Source organism: Vibrio olivae (assembly GCF_042428525.1).
Taxonomy (GTDB): Bacteria; Pseudomonadota; Gammaproteobacteria; order Enterobacterales; family Vibrionaceae; genus Vibrio; species Vibrio olivae.
In genome coordinates, this window is record NZ_JBHMEP010000006.1 from 54652 (window position 1) to 72891 (window position 18240).

General features: G+C 45.4%; 13 protein-coding genes and 3 tRNA genes. 5 read left to right on the forward strand and 11 right to left on the reverse strand.

The window, feature by feature from the left end:
- Positions 1–13: 13 nt before the first annotated feature.
- The 3 genes from ACFFUV_RS16580 to ACFFUV_RS16590 all read right to left on the reverse strand — a co-directional run bounded on the left by ACFFUV_RS16580 (position 14) and on the right by ACFFUV_RS16590 (position 5387).
- Positions 14–3058 carry an AAA family ATPase gene (locus tag ACFFUV_RS16580; RefSeq protein ID WP_390194824.1) on the reverse strand — a complete coding sequence of 1015 codons (3045 nt, stop codon included), beginning with the start codon at positions 3056–3058 and terminating at the stop codon, positions 14–16.
- A gap of 3 nt (positions 3059–3061) precedes the next feature.
- Complete coding sequence (locus ACFFUV_RS16585; protein ID WP_390194826.1) at positions 3062–4204, reverse strand: exonuclease SbcCD subunit D; 1143 nt, start codon at positions 4202–4204, stop codon at positions 3062–3064.
- A 97-nt stretch (positions 4205–4301) separates the two neighbouring features.
- Positions 4302–5387 carry a ketoacyl-ACP synthase III gene (locus ACFFUV_RS16590; RefSeq protein ID WP_390194828.1) on the reverse strand — a complete coding sequence of 362 codons (1086 nt, stop codon included), beginning with the start codon at positions 5385–5387 and terminating at the stop codon, positions 4302–4304.
- Between the two features lie 94 nt (positions 5388–5481).
- Here ACFFUV_RS16590 and trxC point away from each other — a divergent pair, with 94 nt between their 5' ends.
- The 3 genes from trxC to ACFFUV_RS16605 all read left to right on the forward strand — a co-directional run bounded on the left by trxC (position 5482) and on the right by ACFFUV_RS16605 (position 9187).
- Positions 5482–5916 (forward strand): thioredoxin TrxC, encoded by a 435-nt coding sequence (gene trxC, locus ACFFUV_RS16595; RefSeq protein WP_390194830.1) that lies wholly within the window; start codon positions 5482–5484, stop codon positions 5914–5916.
- Between the two features lie 216 nt (positions 5917–6132).
- Positions 6133–7785 carry a BCCT family transporter gene (locus tag ACFFUV_RS16600; RefSeq protein WP_390194832.1) on the forward strand — a complete coding sequence of 551 codons (1653 nt, stop codon included), beginning with the start codon at positions 6133–6135 and terminating at the stop codon, positions 7783–7785.
- Positions 7786–8029: 244 nt separating this feature from the next.
- Entirely contained in the window at positions 8030–9187 is a 1158-nt protein-coding gene (locus tag ACFFUV_RS16605) for an MFS transporter (RefSeq protein WP_390194834.1), read from the forward strand.
- Between the two features lie 31 nt (positions 9188–9218).
- Here ACFFUV_RS16605 and ACFFUV_RS16610 read toward each other — a convergent pair whose 3' ends face one another.
- Positions 9219–9611, reverse strand: a complete 393-nt coding sequence (locus ACFFUV_RS16610; RefSeq protein ID WP_390194836.1) for a nitrous oxide-stimulated promoter family protein — start codon at positions 9609–9611, stop codon at positions 9219–9221.
- A 149-nt stretch (positions 9612–9760) separates the two neighbouring features.
- Between ACFFUV_RS16610 and ACFFUV_RS16615 the strand changes: the two genes are divergently transcribed.
- Complete coding sequence (locus tag ACFFUV_RS16615) at positions 9761–10198, forward strand: DUF4174 domain-containing protein (RefSeq protein ID WP_390194839.1); 438 nt, start codon at positions 9761–9763, stop codon at positions 10196–10198.
- On the opposite strand, the gene ACFFUV_RS16620 is transcribed toward ACFFUV_RS16615, so the two are convergent.
- Positions 10195–10851 (reverse strand): HAD-IA family hydrolase, encoded by a 657-nt coding sequence (locus ACFFUV_RS16620; RefSeq protein ID WP_390194841.1) that lies wholly within the window; start codon positions 10849–10851, stop codon positions 10195–10197. The two genes, ACFFUV_RS16615 and ACFFUV_RS16620, sit on opposite strands and share 4 nt — an antisense overlap.
- A gap of 34 nt (positions 10852–10885) precedes the next feature.
- On the reverse strand, positions 10886–11293 hold the full coding sequence (locus ACFFUV_RS16625; protein WP_390194843.1) for a GFA family protein: 408 nt from the start codon (positions 11291–11293) through the stop codon (positions 10886–10888).
- A 208-nt stretch (positions 11294–11501) separates the two neighbouring features.
- On the opposite strand from ACFFUV_RS16625, the gene ACFFUV_RS16630 reads away from it, so the two are divergent.
- Positions 11502–13535, forward strand: coding sequence for a methyl-accepting chemotaxis protein (locus ACFFUV_RS16630; RefSeq protein ID WP_390194845.1), 2034 nt, complete (start codon positions 11502–11504; stop codon positions 13533–13535).
- Between the two features lie 140 nt (positions 13536–13675).
- Here the strand turns inward: ACFFUV_RS16630 and ACFFUV_RS16635 are convergent.
- From ACFFUV_RS16635 to ACFFUV_RS16655, 5 genes are all read right to left on the reverse strand, one after another.
- A tRNA-Cys gene (locus tag ACFFUV_RS16635) sits at positions 13676–13749 on the reverse strand.
- 29 nt (positions 13750–13778) lie between these two features.
- Positions 13779–13865: transfer RNA gene (locus ACFFUV_RS16640), tRNA-Leu, on the reverse strand.
- Between the two features lie 92 nt (positions 13866–13957).
- Positions 13958–14033, reverse strand: a tRNA-Gly gene (locus tag ACFFUV_RS16645).
- A gap of 239 nt (positions 14034–14272) precedes the next feature.
- Positions 14273–16621, reverse strand: coding sequence for a sensor domain-containing diguanylate cyclase (locus ACFFUV_RS16650; protein WP_390194847.1), 2349 nt, complete (start codon positions 16619–16621; stop codon positions 14273–14275).
- Between the two features lie 132 nt (positions 16622–16753).
- Positions 16754–17830, reverse strand: a complete 1077-nt coding sequence (locus tag ACFFUV_RS16655) for a hypothetical protein (RefSeq protein ID WP_390194849.1) — start codon at positions 17828–17830, stop codon at positions 16754–16756.
- Positions 17831–18240 lie beyond the last annotated feature (410 nt).

Sequence of the window (18240 nt, forward strand, 5' to 3'; positions counted from 1 at the left end):
AAATATCGATTCGTTAATGTGCTAACGATATCGAACTTCCTGCCCTTGTACTTTTTATATCCACACGCAGAGACATTTGTTCTTTCATTTCTGTCACGTGAGATATGACACCGATGGTTCGTCCACCCTGCTGTAAATCGATCAAGGTCTGAATCGCTAAATCAAGTGATTCAGGGTCGAGGCTACCAAAACCTTCATCAATAAATAACGTATCCAAACGAATACCGCCGCTGTATGATTGAACCACATCAGATAAGCCTAATGCCAGCGCAAGCGCCGCCATAAAAGACTCTCCGCCTGATAGCGTGGCGACATCACGCCATTTTCCTGTATACCCATCTTCCACCATCAGGTCTAAGCCAGAACCCGCATTTCCTCTCGCTCTATCTTCTTTGCGGCGTAATTCATAACGTCCTTTAGTCATTAATCGCAGCCGAGTGGATGCCTGAATCAGTACATCATCAAGCAATACACCGAGCACAAAACGATGCAAACTGACCTTAGTGCCTGTTCTTCCATTTGCAACGTCACTTAACGTTCCAACCACCTGATACTGTTTCTCTAAAGCCTCATTTTGCTGATGGATTAATTTTAAGTTTGTTTCGACTTTGTGATACCCATCAAAATTCGATTGAAGTGCAGACTGCTGTTTTTGTGCTTGTTGATATTTTTCGCTGTGCATTTCAACACGTTTGACGAGCGAATCCATCTCTGGTTCTTTATGCTCACCAAGCTCCTTGTGGAGAGATTCCAAAACGCCGTTAATCGCCGCTTGTTTTTCGAAATAGGTTTTGATGGCCGCTTCTAACCCTTCTAATTGAGCGGGTTCCAATTTGGCGTTCAAGAATGCTTGTTCACTTTCAAACGCACTCTCTTTTAATACCGAGTACCACTGAGTCTCAAGCTCTTCCGTTCGCTGACGACTTTGTTTGTGATATTGCTCTTTGTTGGCAAGATCAGTTTGTGCGGCAACCAACTGCTGCTGAGACGATGAAAGCCGTTGCTGAGTTAGTGACAACGCCTCTTTTAGACGAGTGATTTGTTGTGTGAGTCGCACTTGTTGAGCCTTAACATCTTCAACTCGTGTTAACTCATCTTTCGCTAGCGTCTCAGCAAGATTATCAACTAAGCCTTTTAACCTTACGACGTGATTATGCGCTTCATCACGGCTTGCCAACAAAGCGTGAATCTCACTCTCTTTACTCACCACACACTGCTTAAGGCTGTTGGCTTGTTGCTCAATTTGGTGCAAATTAATGGCTTCAAGCTGCGTAATTTCTTGCTGCAATTGCTCTGATTGCTGCTGTAATGCATCTAAGCTCTGCTGCTCAACATCGCCCAACTGTTGGCGCCATCCCGCAACAGCCTGTTCTACTTTACTCAATTGGAGACTGGCTTGATGACGAGACTCTGCCGCTTGGTTAACAAGCAACTGAGCCTGCTGCTGCTGCTGACGAGCCTGTTCTACAGCTTCTTTGCTCACTTCCTCTGACTCGAATGTTGCGGGGGTTGGATGGTCACAACTCCCACAAACCGGGCAAGGAGCATCTTCAAGCAACGTTTTAGCCAGTAGCGCTGCTTGAGAACTATGCCAGAGAAACTCTTGCTGATTGGCAAAATGCTCCGCATCCGCGAGGGCTTTTTTTGCCGCTTCAAGCTTGCCTTGCTCACTGGCATCCTGCTGCTGATAGTGAGAGAGGGCAGACAAGGTCTGATTGAGCTCTTGATAAGCTCGAATTTGCTTATTTAACTCTTTATATTGTTGCTGTTTGAGAGCCAACTGCGATTGCTGCGCTTTAGCGCTGTCAAACTCTTGATTCTTTTCTTCAAGTTTCTTATTTAAATCAGATAATTGACCCACACTTTGCTCGTGACGCTTCTGGGCCTGAACCAACGCTTTTTGCGACTCATCCAATTGTGCGCTCAGTTTATCTTTCTCAGTCAGCTTTTTTTCCAATTCATCAAGGTAATAGCCCCGCTGGTTTAACTCAGGTAACTGCTGTGATTCTTGTTCCGCTGTTTGGTGGTTTTGCTGCGCCTGAGTTACCGCTTGCTGCTGCTCTAAAACGACTTGTTTAGCTTGAGTGATGGCTAAATTCGCTTCTACCGTTTGCTGCTGCGATTGCTTCCAGTCTCGATATGTCACACTAATTTGTGCCGCTTTTTTTCCGTCAGTCAGCTCGATTTGTTGTTTTTCAATGTCACCGCGAGTAGCTTGAAGAAAATCAAGCTCCTGCTGAGTACGCCTTAACTGGGTATACTTATTGGCGATATCCTGCGCGGTTTTTTGATCAAGCTTAGCGGTTTCAAGCTGCTCAAAACACTGTTGAGTGTATGCTTTAGCGGCATTCAACTCTGGAAGCAATGCATCCATCGCTTGCCTCAATTCTTGCTCCGAGTGCACGTTCGCTGTGCCCAAAGCCCCCATAATTTGATTATCAAAATCCTCTTTCGCTTTGCGAATACTTGAGGCTTTTTCAAACAACGCTCGCTCAATAGCGGTATAAACATGGGTTTGAAACAGTTGCCCAAAGATTTGCTCTCTGTCTTTTGAGTTGGCGATCAGTAATTCACGAAACTTTCCTTGAGGAAGTACCATGACCTGACGAAATTGTTTTACGTCTAAGCCTATAAGTTCGAGCATCGCCTGTGAGACAGGTTTGGGTTTATTGGCGATTAAGGTTTCTTGCTGGTTTTCAATTGCAAATAACGTCGCACTATGCAGCTTTTTTGTCGTCCCCTCTCCACGCTTTTTAGGGATTTGCTGCTCTGGACTGCGCACAACTTTGTACTGTTTGTCACCAAGAGCAAACACAAAGCTCACCTCTGTGATACTATCAGAGGAGGCATAGTCACAACGCATTTGATCACCCGTACGCTCACTACCCGTTGTTTCACCATACAACGCAAAGCAAATCGCATCGAGAATCGAGCTTTTTCCTGATCCAGTTGGGCCATTGATCAAAAACAAAGGATTCGCCCCAAGCAGAGTAAAATCAATCCGTTCCGTGCCTGCAAATGGCCCAAACGCTTGGATCGTCAAGGTAATTGGTTTCATTGATTACTCCTCGCCATGGCGGGTTAGCGTCTGAATCACTTGGGTCACGACCGCTTCTTGCTCTGGCGTTAAATCGCTTTGCTGCGCTTCTAAGAAAAAATCTTTAAACATATCCAATTCGCCGCGAGCTAAACGCGCTTTGCCCATTTCCTGCTCAACGCCAATAAGCATTCCTGGCTTCTCAAGATGCAGGACGTTTGGGTAAATGGCTCGAAGTTTCTCCATCGGGTCCAAAATAGCATGCTGATCCATCAAACGAACGAGAAGATAGTCATCAGCTTTAGGGTCAGACTTGCCACACTCTAGCAAGGTATTGAGCTCGCCTTCCAAAATACGCATTTGATGCGGAGCATGAAGATCGATATGTGTCGCGGAATGAAAGCCTTGTTGGTTGATTTCCACCAGCGTCATACCTTTTTTCTGATGCTGCTCAGAAAAGCTATATTTCATGATTGAGCCTGAATAGCGAATGTAGGACTCACCTTTGTATTGCGGCTGATGTAAATGCCCGAGTGCCACATAATCAAAGTCGACAAAGTGTTGATGATTCACGCGATCAGAGCCACCGATAGAAAGTGGACGCTCAGATTCAGATTCCATGGCGCCATCAACAAAACAATGACTGATCAAAATATGTTTTTGCTCAGGGTGGAATTGCTCACGTATCTTTTCACATAGCAGCTGATGCGCATCATCATGGGTCGATACCGACTGCTGGTAGTAATGACGCACGATTTCTGGGTCGTTATAAGGCATGCCATAAAACGCGACATCACCGGCCTGCTCCGTGTGAATAACCACGGGTTGCAGCATATCGTCAAAATGAGCAATGATATGCAGCCCTGCCTGCTTGAGTTGCTCAGCGCCAAACCCAAGTCTCTGAGCTCCGTCATGATTCCCCGGAATGAGGATAACGGGTACATGAAGCTCCCCACAAACGACGTTCACGAAATGATTCATGACTTCAATCGCGGCGGTTGGTGGCACTGAGCGGTCATAAATATCACCGGCCACGACCAAGGCATCAATGGGATTTGAACGCATAAAGTCAATGATTTGCTCTAGGACCACTTTCTGATCATCAAGCAGAGATACATTGTGGAATTGACGTCCTAAATGCCAATCAGAAGTGTGAAGAAATTTCATTGCAATTCAGACTATTCAAAAAACTAGAGTCTATGATAACAAGAAAATTGTAATGATAACTATAAGCAAACAGCCGCGAAATGCGGCTGTTGTTCAACTATTGGGCTTTTTGTTTGCAATGGGTTATCGCCCGCTCAAGTAGCTCAAGCGCAGACTGCTCACATGGCGGGAGTTGGGCATCACTTTGAGCGAGAGGAGTCACACGTTCGCCCCATTTGATATGGCCTGCCCCCCATGTAAGCCCAGCACCAAACGCGGCAAGCAACACATTATCCCCAGGCTTAATTCGGCCTTGCTCTAGCGCTTCGCACAATGCAATGGGAACGGTAGCTGCCGAGGTATTACCATACTGCTGAATATTGATGAAAGCTTTGCTCTGTTCAATACCTGAAAGGTCGCACAATGTTTGGATAATTCGAACATTGGCTTGGTGCGGAATGACAACATCAATATCGCTTTTGTCCAATTCACTGCGGCGCAGCACTTGCGTTGCCGCGGCTCCCATTCCTTTGACTGCGCGCTTGAAGATTTCCTTACCGACGAAATCAAATTCCCAATAACCATTATCCACAGCAAATCGATCCATGGCCGTTCCAAATTTGGGTACGGCTAAAATATCTCGTCCTTTCGCATCACAACCGATTTGTGCTTGCATTAATCCTACAGGCTGATCAGTTTTACTTAATACCACCGCGCCAGAACCATCACCAAATAAAACCGCCGTATCACGCTTAGTCCAATCAAGAAAAAAAGACAGTCGCTCAGCGCCAATCACTAGCGCATGCCGATAATTCCCGGCTTGAATCAAGCGAGTGGCTGTTTCGAGGCCATAGACAAAGCCAGTACAGGCAGCATTGAGGTCAAATGCCGCGGCTGAGGTGATGTGTAAATTTTGTGAAACTTTAGAGGCAATATTCGGAATTAAAGAATCTGCTGAGCACGTTGCTACAATCACCATATCAATATCGTTGGCTTCAAGCCCAGCACACGCCAATGCCCTTTTAGCAGCTAGCGTCGCAAGTTCTGACGTATTGACATGGCTAATTCGGCGATTTTCAATGCCAGTGCGCGTTCGAATCCACTCATCTGACGTATCGAGGAACGTACTTAAGTCATCGTTGGAGAGCGTGGCGGGCGGCAGACATTTACCCCACCCTGAAATTTCAGCATAATAATTTGTCATCAAACACCTAATTATTTTTATATTTGTTACTTAGCAGTATAACGGCTCGCGCTATAGCGTGTCACAGTGGTGACAAAAATCAGAGAGGTAAGTCATGTCTACATTTAATACTCGCTGCCCGTCTTGTGCTGGAGTCAACCGAGTCCCAAGCGAACGCATATCAGAAAGTCCAATATGTGGAAAATGCCAATCGCCTTTGCTCGATGGCGCACCTATTGAAGGAACCGAGCAGAATTTCACGACCTTATTGCAAAGTAGCCAACCTGTTGTTGTCGACTTTTGGGCGTCTTGGTGCAACCCATGTGTTGGGTTTGCACCCGTTTTTTCCGATGTCGCTAGCGAACGAAAAGGCCAAGTTCGATTTGTAAAAATCGACACAGAAGCACAGCAAAATATCGCAGCGCAATATCAGATTCGCAGCATTCCAACCGTCATGGTCTTTAAGGATGGCCAGCGCGTCGATATGATCAATGGCGCTCTGCCCAAAGGCCAATTTGACCAATGGCTCAACGCAGCACTCGCTAAATAGTTTTCACTTGATTAAGGCGAGGGCCATATTCTGCCTTCGCCTTTCCCTCCAATAACTACTGACTTCTCTAAAAATACCTCACAACGTTCTATTCTATTAGACTCATCACTTGATTTTTGCTAAATATCGCAAATAGTTACTCGTATCTTATAATTTATTTGAGACGTATAACCATGAAGCAGTCATGCATTAAAATCTCATTTCTGGAGTGTTCGTATGAGCAATGAAGATAACGGCGGCGTACCTCGCCCAAGTGGCAAGGCGACGCCGATTGATACTGACTATACCGTTGGACAAGACAACGTCGTTGTCTCCCTTGGCCCATTTGGTTTAGATATCCATAACCGCGTTTTCGCCATTTCCGGGTTAGCGATTGTCATATTCGTTTTTGCCACTCTGATTTTTCGAGAGCAAGTCGAACCCTTGTTCGTTAGTCTCAGAGCTTGGTTAACCTCAACCTTGGATTGGTTCTTTCTATTTTCTGGTAACATTTTTGTTGTCATCTGTTTAGCTCTTGCAATTTCACCGCTCGGCCGGGTACGTATTGGTGGAACAGACTCGACACCGGATTATTCCTATATGGGATGGCTGGCGATGCTCTTTGCGGCTGGGATGGGGATCGGTCTGGTGTTCTTTGGCGTATCCGAGCCAATGTCCCACTTCACGACAGCGCTTGGCGGGCCAATCGTCGAAAACGGCGTGCGAACAGACTGGGCTCCGCTTGGCGGCGCATTGGGTGATACTGACGCGGCAACGGCTCTGGGTATGGCAGCAACCATCTATCACTGGGCGCTTCATCCTTGGGCGATTTACGCATTGCTCGCCTTAGGCCTTGCTATCTTTTCCTTCAATAAGGGCCTTCCGCTCACGATGCGTTCTGTGTTTTATCCCGTGTTTGGCGAACGCGTTTGGGGTTGGACGGGGCATATCATTGATATTTTGGCGGTCATCGCCACGGTATTCGGTTTGGCGACCTCTTTAGGGTACGGTGCATCGCAAGCGGCAACCGGACTGAACTACCTGTTTGACATCCCAATGACCGACACCACGCAAATAGTGCTGATTATCGCGATCACCTCTCTGGCGCTATTGTCTGTCGTTGCCGGGTTAGATAGCGGCGTAAAACGCCTCTCTGAAATTAATATGGCGCTCGCCGCTATTTTGCTGGTGTTTATTGTTTTAGTCGGTCCAACGCTAGCGATTTTAGGTGGCTTTTTTGAAAATATTTATGCTTACATCACCAATATTCCCGCGCTCTCTATGCCGTTTGGGCGTGAAGATGTGAACTACTCACAAGGATGGACTGCATTTTACTGGGCATGGTGGATTTCCTGGTCGCCATTTGTTGGTATGTTTATCGCTCGCGTGTCTCGTGGTCGTACCGTTCGTGAATTCATCGTCTGCGTGCTGCTCGTCCCTTCAACTGTGTGTGTATTCTGGATGACAGCGTTTGGAGAAACGGCGATCAGTCAGTATGTCAATGATGGTTATGAAGAAGTGATGAATGCAGTATTACCATTGAAACTGTTTGAGATGCTTCACGTAATGCCACTTTCAAGCATCACTTCGTTTGTCGGTATTGTATTAGTTATCGTGTTCTTTATTACCTCTTCGGACTCTGGGTCATTAGTCATCGATACCATCGCTGCCGGTGGTAAAGTCGATGCCCCGACACCACAACGTATATTTTGGTGTACGTTCGAAGGTTTAGTCGCGATTGCCTTATTGTTAGGCGGCGGCCTAACCGCAGCCCAAGCGATGGCAGTAACGACTGGGTTCCCATTTACTATCGTGCTACTCATTGCATCGTTTTCGCTTGTCTTGGGCCTCATGAGTGAACCAAGAGTGCACAAAAAACCTAAGCTCTAACACTTCCACCAAGCCCTGATTCAGTCAGGGCTTGTTTCATTCTCAACAGCGCTTTTTAAGCTGAGGCGTCGAACCTAGATCTGCCATTTTTAATCCATTTCCATCCGCTGCGTTTTTCGCACGAAATATAAAAATTTTTTATCGTCTCGACCAAAACCTTTCGTTTTACCTTTGATAGCATCAGGCGCATAGTCGCGCCCGACTGTTATGAATTTTCTTACTTTTTCCGTAGTTGAGGCGTGTTGTGAGTACCTCTGTGGTAGACGTTCCAAACGTGCGAGTCACGGTTCCTGTGATCGCATTAACTCTTTATGCTGTTGCATCCGGTTATTTAATGAGCATTATCCCTTTAATGCTTCCGTTTTATGGCTTGGATACTGAACTCGCCGGTTGGTTGGCGAGCCTGTTTTATGCAGGCTTATTGATTGGCGCAGTAGCCATTGAACCGGTGATTCGTCAAATCGGTCATAAAAATGCCTTTGTTTGGTGTTTGCTAACCCTAATCTTAACGATCATCGCTCTGCCCAGTATGCCAAACGCGTTTGCCTGGTTAGCAAGTCGCTTTGTCGCTGGCTTGGCGGTGGCGGGTATTTTTGTGGTTGTCGAATCGTGGTTACTCTCTGGCGATGAACAAGCGAGAACCAAGCGTTTAGGCGTGTACATGGCCGCCTTGTATGGCGGTACTTCAATCGGACAATTTGGTATCGGATTTATCGGCGTAAGTGGTGCAATTCCTTTTATCACAATGATCACATTTTTACTGTTTGCTGTGATGGTATTGCTCGTTGGACGTGGTCAGCAGCCCAATCACCATCAAAGTCACCGCCTATCGCTCAAAAGCGTCACCAAAGCCAATCAAGCCGCGTTGATCGGTTGTGTCGTCTCTGGGTTGACGTTGGGAGCAATATACGGACTGATGCCATTGGCACTTAGCCAGCAACATATTGAACACCAACACATCGGTAGCTTGATGGCTTTAATCATACTAGGCGCGATGGCGGTTCAGCCTGTTGTTCCCTGGTTATCAAAAGTATTTGGTAGCACATTGCTCATGGGCGGCTTTTGTCTGATTGGCTCTGCAGCAAGTATTACGGCACTCTTAAGCACAAGCTTGATAGAGATGAGTATCAGCCTATTTGTGCTAGGCATTTCGATTTTCGCACTCTATCCAATTGCGATTAATCTCGGTTGTAAAGCGGTATCGGCGGACCAAATCGTCACCATCACACAAGTGATGCTACTGAGTTACAGTGTTGGTTCGGTTGTTGGCCCAGTATTGGCCGACATATCCATGCAATCCCAGCATGGGCTATTCGGCTATCTGTTCGCTATGCTATTCTCAACATGCCTTTATATGATGGTTGTGAGTATCAAGCGTCATAAACGCGCTATGGCTGGTTAAACTCGAAAGATTCCGATGTTAATAAAGGGGCTTAATGCCCCTTTTTTCGTCGCAATTGCCAATTCGATGGCCCTTTAGGAGGCATGGTAGGCCGTGCTTGACGTTCTTTGAGTAAATGCTGCACCGCCTGTATCGGATGATGTAGCAGCATCCTCGGGCCTGAATACCTCATCACTCTTTTCATGGTTTGCTTTGGTGCTGGTTTATAGCAATGTATGGGACAACGTTTGCAAGCAGGTTTTTCAGCCCCAAACGGACAGCGATCTAACTTGGTTTCGGCGTATTGAATCAATTGCCGACAATCGGCACATAGACTTTGCTGACGGTCATGGTGAGCATGACAATATAAATTGACCATATCACTAACCGTGTTGAACTCCTTTTGTAAACTCGGAATCAGCCACTGGTTATCTTGTACCTTCATTACCGTTCTTCAATCCACTCATTTGCCGCTAGTCTACCAACATTTCGAACAGCGTTTATTGATATCATTCCTTTTCATTCACTTTCAGCAAAAGTCATCCAAAAGTCTAGAATCAACGTATAAAGGGAAATCATTAAGGGAGTACCAAGATGCATCGATTCTTCTACGTCATCATTTCCATGTTGTTCGCCACAACCGCTTGGAGTTACCCCAATTACACCAACTCTTGGTCGCATCGTAGCTTACTTTACTTCGCTCCAACCTTTGACAAGCAAGTTAACGAGTTCCAGTTGCAGGCGCTGAAATATCATTGCCAATTAGAAGCGCGTGATGTGATTACTTTGATTCTGGCAGCCGATGGTAATTCCGAACCCAAATGGGTAAAGGAGCAGTACAATATCGCTCAACTCTTTGTGAATTACGATGTCAGGCCCTCTCAGCACACTCTGATTTTGATAGGCAAAGATGGTCAAGAGAAACTCCGCTTTGATCATGAAGTTGATTGGCCTCTGATCACTCAGACCATCGACGGCATGCCGATGCGACAAGAAGAGATGCGCCAACGGCGCGATCACTGTTCAGTTTAACGTGAGCCCAAAATGGAATCTGTGTGGTTTTGAACTAACTCAAGCAGCTCATTCATATGCCGAAATGGAATTTCACCATGAACACTCTTCAGGTGACCATGTGGACGATAGTGAAAACATGTCATTCCGGCAGCCAATGCGGCGGCGACACCAACATCGCTATCTTCAATCACGCAACATTCCTCTGGTTGCACCGACATTGCTTTGGCCGCATGCAGGAAAATATCAGGCTGAGGTTTCCAAACACCAATGTCATAGCAGCTAAAAATCTCATTGCCGAAATACGAACGTAGTCCTGTGACCGTCAGCGATTGCTCAATCTTCGTCCGAGGCGCAGACGAAGCAACACACTTAGTGGTCTTGAGCTGTGACAACACCGCTGATGCACCTTCTATCGGCTGTAAGTGTTGATCAAACAAACGTGTCACCGTTTGGCGATAATCAGCTTCAAAGTTCTCTGGGACGCTAAAACCTCGCTCTGTGATTAAAGCTTGTAAGATGACATCAAACTCCACACCGCGAAAACGCTGGACAAGTTCATCCCCAGAGATATCAACCCCAATTGATGCTAACTGCTCAGACAGCCCTTGATTGCACAATAATTCACTGTCAACCAAGGTTCCATCACAATCAAAAATAACCAGTTTTGCCATGTTTTCTCCTGTAAAAATGCGGCTTAAGCTGAAGTTATGGCTGTTTATCGAACGTTTTTACACCTTCAGGTATGGTGTACCAATCTTGCTTCTCACTAACCCAAGCGTGAACGGTAGGCTGAATCAAATCGGTATTTGATAAATTAGACGGTTTGAGTTTTAGCGTACTCATGTCCGCGGGGTTAAAATGGTAGAGTCGATTTCCACAGGTAGGGCAAAACATAGCGCCGGAGATATTACCGCTCTCAGCTGGGCGGCGCCACTCTTTCATCTCTCCTTCAAATACAACATCTTCCGCTTTTACAATGGCAGTAATGCTAAATGCACTGGTTGAGAGTTTTTGACACTCTTTACAATGGCAAGCCACCACCATTAGAGGCTTGGCCAACAGTTGATAGTGAACGTTGCCACATTGACAAGCCCCTTCAATCGGATATTCCATTTGCCCTACTCCTTTGTGAACTCTCTTCTTCACACCTTACATCACTCTTCAGGAGCAGACGAGTATGAACATGCCTTCAAGTTCAACAAAAATCGCCTTAACGCATTTTTCGACTAAAAGATTGAAGGAAATTTGCGCAGTTTCAACCCCTTGCCTAGACTTTGTTTAACACAAAAGAACCATCCCTTTGTTAACCTTGAGGACGACCATGCGCATTCATTCAATACGGATAAAACTGATGCTTCCCGTTATCTTCCTAACTGTTGTAGTCTGCGGACTGTTTGGGTCGATGGTAGTTGTGACGAAAATGCAACAAAACGGTCTCGAGCAACAAGCCGCCCGTTACTTCGAGGCGGTCACTGAAGTACTTAACGCTGACCGAGATATCTATCAAGCCCGTTTAGCTCAAGAGCGCTTGATTGGAGGGCAAGGGACCTTTGAGGAGAACAAAGCGACGTTTGAAGAAAACGCGCAGCAAGTCGCTGACCGCTTCTTTAAATACCGGGAGTTCTTAAGTGAAGAACCTGAGCTGCTTGAAGAATTTGAGTCATTTGATGCCCAATACAACAATTGGCGAGAAGCCAGCGATAGTCTGCTGTCTTTCTCGAGTGCCAGAGTCCAGCTGAACAGTGATTTTACGACCTTGGATAGCCAATTTCTCACACTACGTAAAATGCTCGATGCCGCGGGAGAGGAGCTACGTGTCTATGCGCGAGAAATCGAGTCTCAACCTGACGCCCAAATTGACCTTGAACGCTATGTTGAAGCCATCGCTGAAATTCTTAATGCGGATAGGGATATCTATCAAGCTCGATTGATTCAGCAACAGATTCTCAACGGAGTGGGTGACTTTACTGAAAATCGTCAAATATTTGAAGAAAATGCCAATCAAGTGATTCAGCGTTTTCATTCCTACCGTAATTACCTACGAAAAGAACCTCACTTAACGGAGCCGTACAGCAATTTTGATGCGCTATTTACCAATTGGTTTGACGAAAGTAAGCAATTTTTGGCGTCTGACCCTGCGACCGCGCAAGCAAAAATTCCAGATGCACTCACCCTAGCGGAACAACGCTTTGATGTTATTCGCGATACGCTGGATAAAGCAGGAGAACGCGTTCGACAACACGCTCGAGAGATGGAAGAGCAACTGACGTCTCGAATTGAAAAGTTTCAATCGATTGCGATGGTGGTCATCTTAGTCGCATTTGTTACCTCGCTAATTGTCGGTTTTCTTGTTCCTCGTAAAATTACCAATAATGTCGAAAATCTTTCAATGCGAATTAGAGAAATCGCCGAAGGTGATGGTGACCTAACTCAAAGAATTAACTCCTCAGCTAAAGATGAACTCGGAGACTTAGCCAATGAATTTGATGGATTTGTTGAGCGGCTGCAATCGATTATCAGTAGTGTTCACTCGCAATCGAGGGCTCTTGGTGGAATGACAGGTGAGCTGAACAGCACATCGGAAACAACGGCGCACATCACTCAGGCTCTCGTTTCAGCCTCTGACTTTATTGTCGGGTCCGGGGACGAAATGAATCGTTCGACACAGAATATGTCCGATGTCGCGAAAGAAACTTCGCTTGAAGCGAATAATTCCACCCAGCTCACTCAGCAAGGTGTCTCTGCGGTGAATACCTCTCACAAAGCGATTAATGCGCTTGTGTCTGACATTGAGGAAGCGCTAAACCGCGCCGGAGAGCTTGAGAAGAGTTCGGAAGCGATATCTTCGGTACTTGAAGTTATTCGTAACATCGCCGAACAAACTAACCTACTTGCGCTAAACGCGGCCATCGAAGCGGCGCGAGCGGGCGAACAAGGACGAGGGTTTGCAGTGGTAGCAGATGAAGTTCGCACTCTCGCGACAAGAACGCAGCAAAGTACAGATGAAATCGAGACGATGATTGAGCGACTAAAAGTCAACGTGAATGCATCCTCATCCGCCATTCATAATAGCCGTACAAACGCAGATACCACAGTGGCAAATTTTGATGAAGTTATCCGTATTTTTGATGCGTTAGAAGAGTCATTTGAAAAAGTGCAACTGATGGCGGGCCAAACTGAGCATGCGACAGAAGAACAATTTACCTTGGTGAGTGCAATTAACGACAACCTAGGGCAACTCAAAGAACAAACGGATGGTGTAAAAACCGTATCAGAACTGATTCAATCCACCTCACAGCAGATTTCTGACTTATATATTGAATTGGATACTCAAGTTGGGAACTTTAAGGTGTAATCGCATTACCGATGGAAAATATAAAAGGCGCCTTATGGGCGTCTTTTTATTTAAAACTAGGAACGTCAATCTTAAGCATCAAGGCGAATGTGTTGTGAATATCACAACACGTCTTTTTCTTAGTGATGAAGAAAAGAAAATGGAGGCGCGTCCCGGAGTCGAACCGAGGTCCACGGATTTGCAATCCGCTGCATAGCCACTCTGCCAACGCGCCATATTTTGAATTAGATAGAGAAAGAGAGATGGTGCCCCGGGCCGGACTTGAACCGGCACAGCGCGAACGCCGAGGGATTTTAAATCCCTTGTGTCTACCAATTCCACCACCAGGGCACGCAAAATTTTGCGATGGAGACACCATCTTAAACACCGCTGAGCGGTATCATCTATCTGTATGAATCAGGTTATACCCGGTTCAAGAAATTTGGAGCGACACACGAGGTTCGAACTCGTGACCTCAACCTTGGCAAGGTTGCGCTCTACCAACTGAGCTAGTGTCGCATTGTGTTCTTAGCGGGCTTCCCCTTTGGAACGAGGCGTACTTTAACTGATTGAAAAATCCCGTCAACTATAAAATTTCGTTTTATCAATCGAATGACTAAAAAATACGCCACGCTGTTTATAGCGCAAACAATACGGTCAAATAAACGCCTGAACAAACCCAATAACATAAACGAAAAAACCTAAAACCCGACATCAAAGTCGCTCAGTTTTAGGTTTTGATGACGCAGACAACCGCGTCAGTGACGATTTTGTGCCTTTTTTTGTGGCTCATCATGTGTAGTCGAAGCATCCACCAGAGTTTGAACATACCACTGTAAACAGTTCCTCTGGCTATTTTTCGCCATATACAAAGCTTTATCCGCATCGTGCAAATGGCGCTTCAGGTTCTGCATAGACGCTTTGCGATACCAATTCGCGCCGATACTCACCGTGACATGAATTGGCTTTTTTTCCCATTTAGCTGGGTTAGAATCAATATAACATCGAATATTTTCAAGCACCTTTTCAGCATGATCACGTTCAGTGTGATTAATGATCACTGCAAATTCTTCGCCGCCCATCCGTGCGACAAAATCATCTGTGCGTAGATTACTTTTCATGCATTGCGCGATATGACAGATCACGGCATCACCAGCTTCGTGTCCATAGGTATCATTGACCACTTTAAAGTGGTCAATATCAATGATCGCAATCGCATAAGGCGCCCCTTCTTTTTCCAAACTACGGCAGTGGTCAATAAAGGCACGGCGATTAGGTAACCCAGACAGAGCATCTGTCATCGCCAGATATTTTAGTCGCTCTTCAGCTTCACTCCGCGCATGTTCAAGCTCGACGGCATAATAAAGCCCTCCTAATGCATCAAGCAGTGGCTGTAAGAAGACAACATCTTTGTGGCTGTACTCTTCTGCTTTGTTAGCGAGGCCAATCATACCGACCAGTCTGTCTTGAATGTAAATCGGTAGTCCAAGAAAACTAAAAATAGGTGGATGTCCTCCAGGTGTGCCCCTCGAACTCGTGTGCACATGCATGCGATTACTGATCACCTCTTCACCGCTTTTTATCACCTCACCAAATAAATTATCAAACGAATCAAAATACAGCTCCCCCCCTTTGTAAAGGTCGAGCAACTGTTCACTGGTTGAATTCCAACTCAGTTCTGAAATCGCATGGATCAATAATCGCCGTTTGCCCTGCTCTTCGATTAAATGCCCAATAAAACCAAACTGGCTGTCGGCAATATCGATCAGTTCGGGCAAAATAGCTTGGCACGCTCGTGGTAAATTGTTATCGACTAAATACGCCGCACGGGCATTGTTAATAAAGCTCAGTAATTGGCCCTGCTTCTGCTGGAATAATTCGGCTTCTTTGCGTTCGGTAATATCACGATGTGTCCCTGCAAGTCGCAATGGTTGTCCGAGCTCATTTCGTTCGACGACGCACCCATAAGTTTCAACCCAAACCCAATGGCCATCACCGTGTTTGAGTCGATAAGTTGACATATATGCTTCACTTCGACCGCAAAGGTGGCTGTCTAACGCATCATCCACTTTACTGAGATCTGCCGGATGGATCCGCTGCCGCCAGAATTGGCTTGTACCATCATAGAAATCATGGTCAACACCCAAAATGTCGCACCAACGTTTGTTGACTTTGGTGGCATCGGCAATGATATTCCAATCCCAAGTCCCCAACCCAGAAGCTTCAATGAGCAGCCGCATTTGCTTATTGGTTCCACTGAGCCTGTCTTCCATGTACTTGTGGGCAGTATTATCAGTGATAATAGCCTGAATAGAATGAAGTTTTCCGTTTTGGTCGAAGAAGGCTTTACTCAGCATGCGCAGCCAAACCGTTCGAGTTGGATGCTTGATATTGAGGTGACATTCCGCGTTTTCGACGCCATCTAAATGATTCTGTAACCAAAAGCCAAACTCTTGCTGGCTTTCAACGGTTAAGAAATCCTCAAAACAAGCGTCGTGCTCGATAAGTTGGGCATACTCAATTGCGGTGACATCTTTAATATTGCGAGAGACGCTTTGCAGCAGCAGACAATTTTTATAATGCCATGTTAGTAATACCGCCGGTGAGCTATCAAGCAAGCTGTGCTCCAACTTCAGTTGAACATGCTCTTTGACAAGACACAGATGATTGCTTACTAAGTGGCTGATTTGCTCCAAACTTTCAATTTGCTTCGCCGTAATACAGCGAGGAGAGCGGTCAAAAAGACACACAGTGCCAACCACCACCTCTTCAATTTGCAAGGGTACGCCAGTATAAAAACGGAAAGCCTCGTTACCCATACCTTCGAATAACGCTGCAGATTCAGCTTCAAGAGATAAGTCTTCAATGACTAATGGCTGCCCACAATCAATAATGTGTCGACATAATGAGGTACTCTGCGGCATCGAGGTTAGCGTCGTACCGTAACTGGCACGCACAACGGACCGGTCTTCATCGGCAATCGTCACCAAGGCGACGGGAACTTCATATAAGGTTGCAAGCGCATCCATAAGCGGTGCAAGTCCTAGATCATAAGAATCAAGTAGCTCGTACCGCTGAATTATTTTTTTACGCAGAGTCTCAGGCATAATGCTTACACTAACCTAACCATTGATTGAATATTCAACTAACTGACTCCTTTAACCATAGCAAAGGTTAGCCGTTTGTCTCATTCTTTCGTTGTATTACGTCAGTGCGCATAGCCTACCCAGTGATGGCCTTTACAGTGCAATACTAAAACCGGTATTCAACTCAAGATGCGTCGCGGCTTGATAATCCAAATCATCACTGCGAAGTCCTAAATAAAACCCGTGCCAATTGGCCTTTAAACCGAGCGCGTGACTTTGTGTATTAACGCTCACTTGCGTCGAAAATTGAGGCGTCCAATGAGCGAACCACTCAATATCAGTGAGCCAAAGTCCATCGACGTACAAACCTTTAACACCCAACGCCCCATTACCATATAGGAAGGCCGTGCGTGCATAATATTTGGTGGGTAAATGCTGGGTATAATTTTCGCTATCACTGACACCAAAAACGATTGGACGAATGGAGACATTGCCTTGGTCATCGGTTATCGATATCGCGGAATTCGCATAAGCCTGAGTACGTGGCAGATCATTCCAACGAATCGCATTGAAGGCATCTTGAACCCAAGCGCTGATGAACACATGGTCACTAGGCTGCCAATTAAATCCGATATCAGAGCTATAACCAAAATCACTCTTTGGCGCATTCGTTGTGCGATTAAACAATACGTCATCAGTATAAACATAATTTAGGTTGAGCAAGCCTTGGTATTGACCAAAAACGTCGCGTTGCGCGTCACCTTGCAAAGTCCCACTCAGCATGTCTTGCGCTTGCAAATAACTCACGGATAAATATGTCGTAAAGCGAGGAGACCAATCATGACTCCAGCCCAGGCGAAGCCCATGACTGTATAAATGCTCGGCATCCAGCATGATTTGATATTCCCGCCCCAGGTCTAAATCCGTCCCCTCTAAGGAACCAGCGTAAATTGACATGGTGTCGGGATTAAATTTTAAATACCATTCATAGCGGCTAAATAAAGAGACGGAGAAGTCACCATATTGCACACCAACCTCACCTTGATTCAGTGTATAAGCGTGATCCGAGGATACATACCCACCTTGCTTACCCATAATGAGTGGGTAGATTTCATTCCCCTGAGCGTAACCCGATGCTGAAAGATGTGTAAACATCACTGATTGATCACTTGGTATCGGTAAAGGAATAAGACTCAACATTGGAGCCAATAGCGTTGTACTTGCAACCATTATGAATACTACCCTAGTGTTTAAACCATCATCGATGATGTTAAAACTAGTTCAACGTATTCAATTCATTGCGTATTTATCGTCATATCCATGTCAATGAACGACGAGAATAGAATAGTGTTCAAATTCAAAAGAAACAAAGATCGATCTTGTTCTTACTTTAAGACACATCAAGCTCAACATTTTATTCTTTCATTGTAAATGAATAAGAATAAAATTATATTGTCACTATTTCAACATAATTATTAAACATGTTTTCGTTAGTACTCACCACTCTAGAAAAATTAAAACATGAAAACAAAAGATAATAATCTCACAAATGAGAAGATAGTTTTAAAACATGATGTGAATTCAATATATTTCTAACAAAACTCAAGAGAAAAAAACCAACTTTGGAAGCAAATTTCTCA

Coding starts and splice junctions, on each gene's coding strand:
- ACFFUV_RS16580 (WP_390194824.1), bottom strand. CDS start 3,058: ATGAAACCAATTACCTTGACGATCCAAGCGTTTGGGCCATTTGCAGGC.
- ACFFUV_RS16585 (WP_390194826.1), bottom strand. CDS start 4,204: ATGAAATTTCTTCACACTTCTGATTGGCATTTAGGACGTCAATTCCAC.
- ACFFUV_RS16590 (WP_390194828.1), bottom strand. CDS start 5,387: ATGACAAATTATTATGCTGAAATTTCAGGGTGGGGTAAATGTCTGCCG.
- trxC (WP_390194830.1), top strand. CDS start 5,482: ATGTCTACATTTAATACTCGCTGCCCGTCTTGTGCTGGAGTCAACCGA.
- ACFFUV_RS16600 (WP_390194832.1), top strand. CDS start 6,133: ATGAGCAATGAAGATAACGGCGGCGTACCTCGCCCAAGTGGCAAGGCG.
- ACFFUV_RS16610 (WP_390194836.1), bottom strand. CDS start 9,611: ATGAAGGTACAAGATAACCAGTGGCTGATTCCGAGTTTACAAAAGGAG.
- ACFFUV_RS16615 (WP_390194839.1), top strand. CDS start 9,761: ATGCATCGATTCTTCTACGTCATCATTTCCATGTTGTTCGCCACAACC.
- ACFFUV_RS16620 (WP_390194841.1), bottom strand. CDS start 10,851: ATGGCAAAACTGGTTATTTTTGATTGTGATGGAACCTTGGTTGACAGT.
- ACFFUV_RS16625 (WP_390194843.1), bottom strand. CDS start 11,293: ATGGAATATCCGATTGAAGGGGCTTGTCAATGTGGCAACGTTCACTAT.
- ACFFUV_RS16630 (WP_390194845.1), top strand. CDS start 11,502: ATGCGCATTCATTCAATACGGATAAAACTGATGCTTCCCGTTATCTTC.
- ACFFUV_RS16650 (WP_390194847.1), bottom strand. CDS start 16,621: ATGCCTGAGACTCTGCGTAAAAAAATAATTCAGCGGTACGAGCTACTT.
- ACFFUV_RS16655 (WP_390194849.1), bottom strand. CDS start 17,830: ATGGTTGCAAGTACAACGCTATTGGCTCCAATGTTGAGTCTTATTCCT.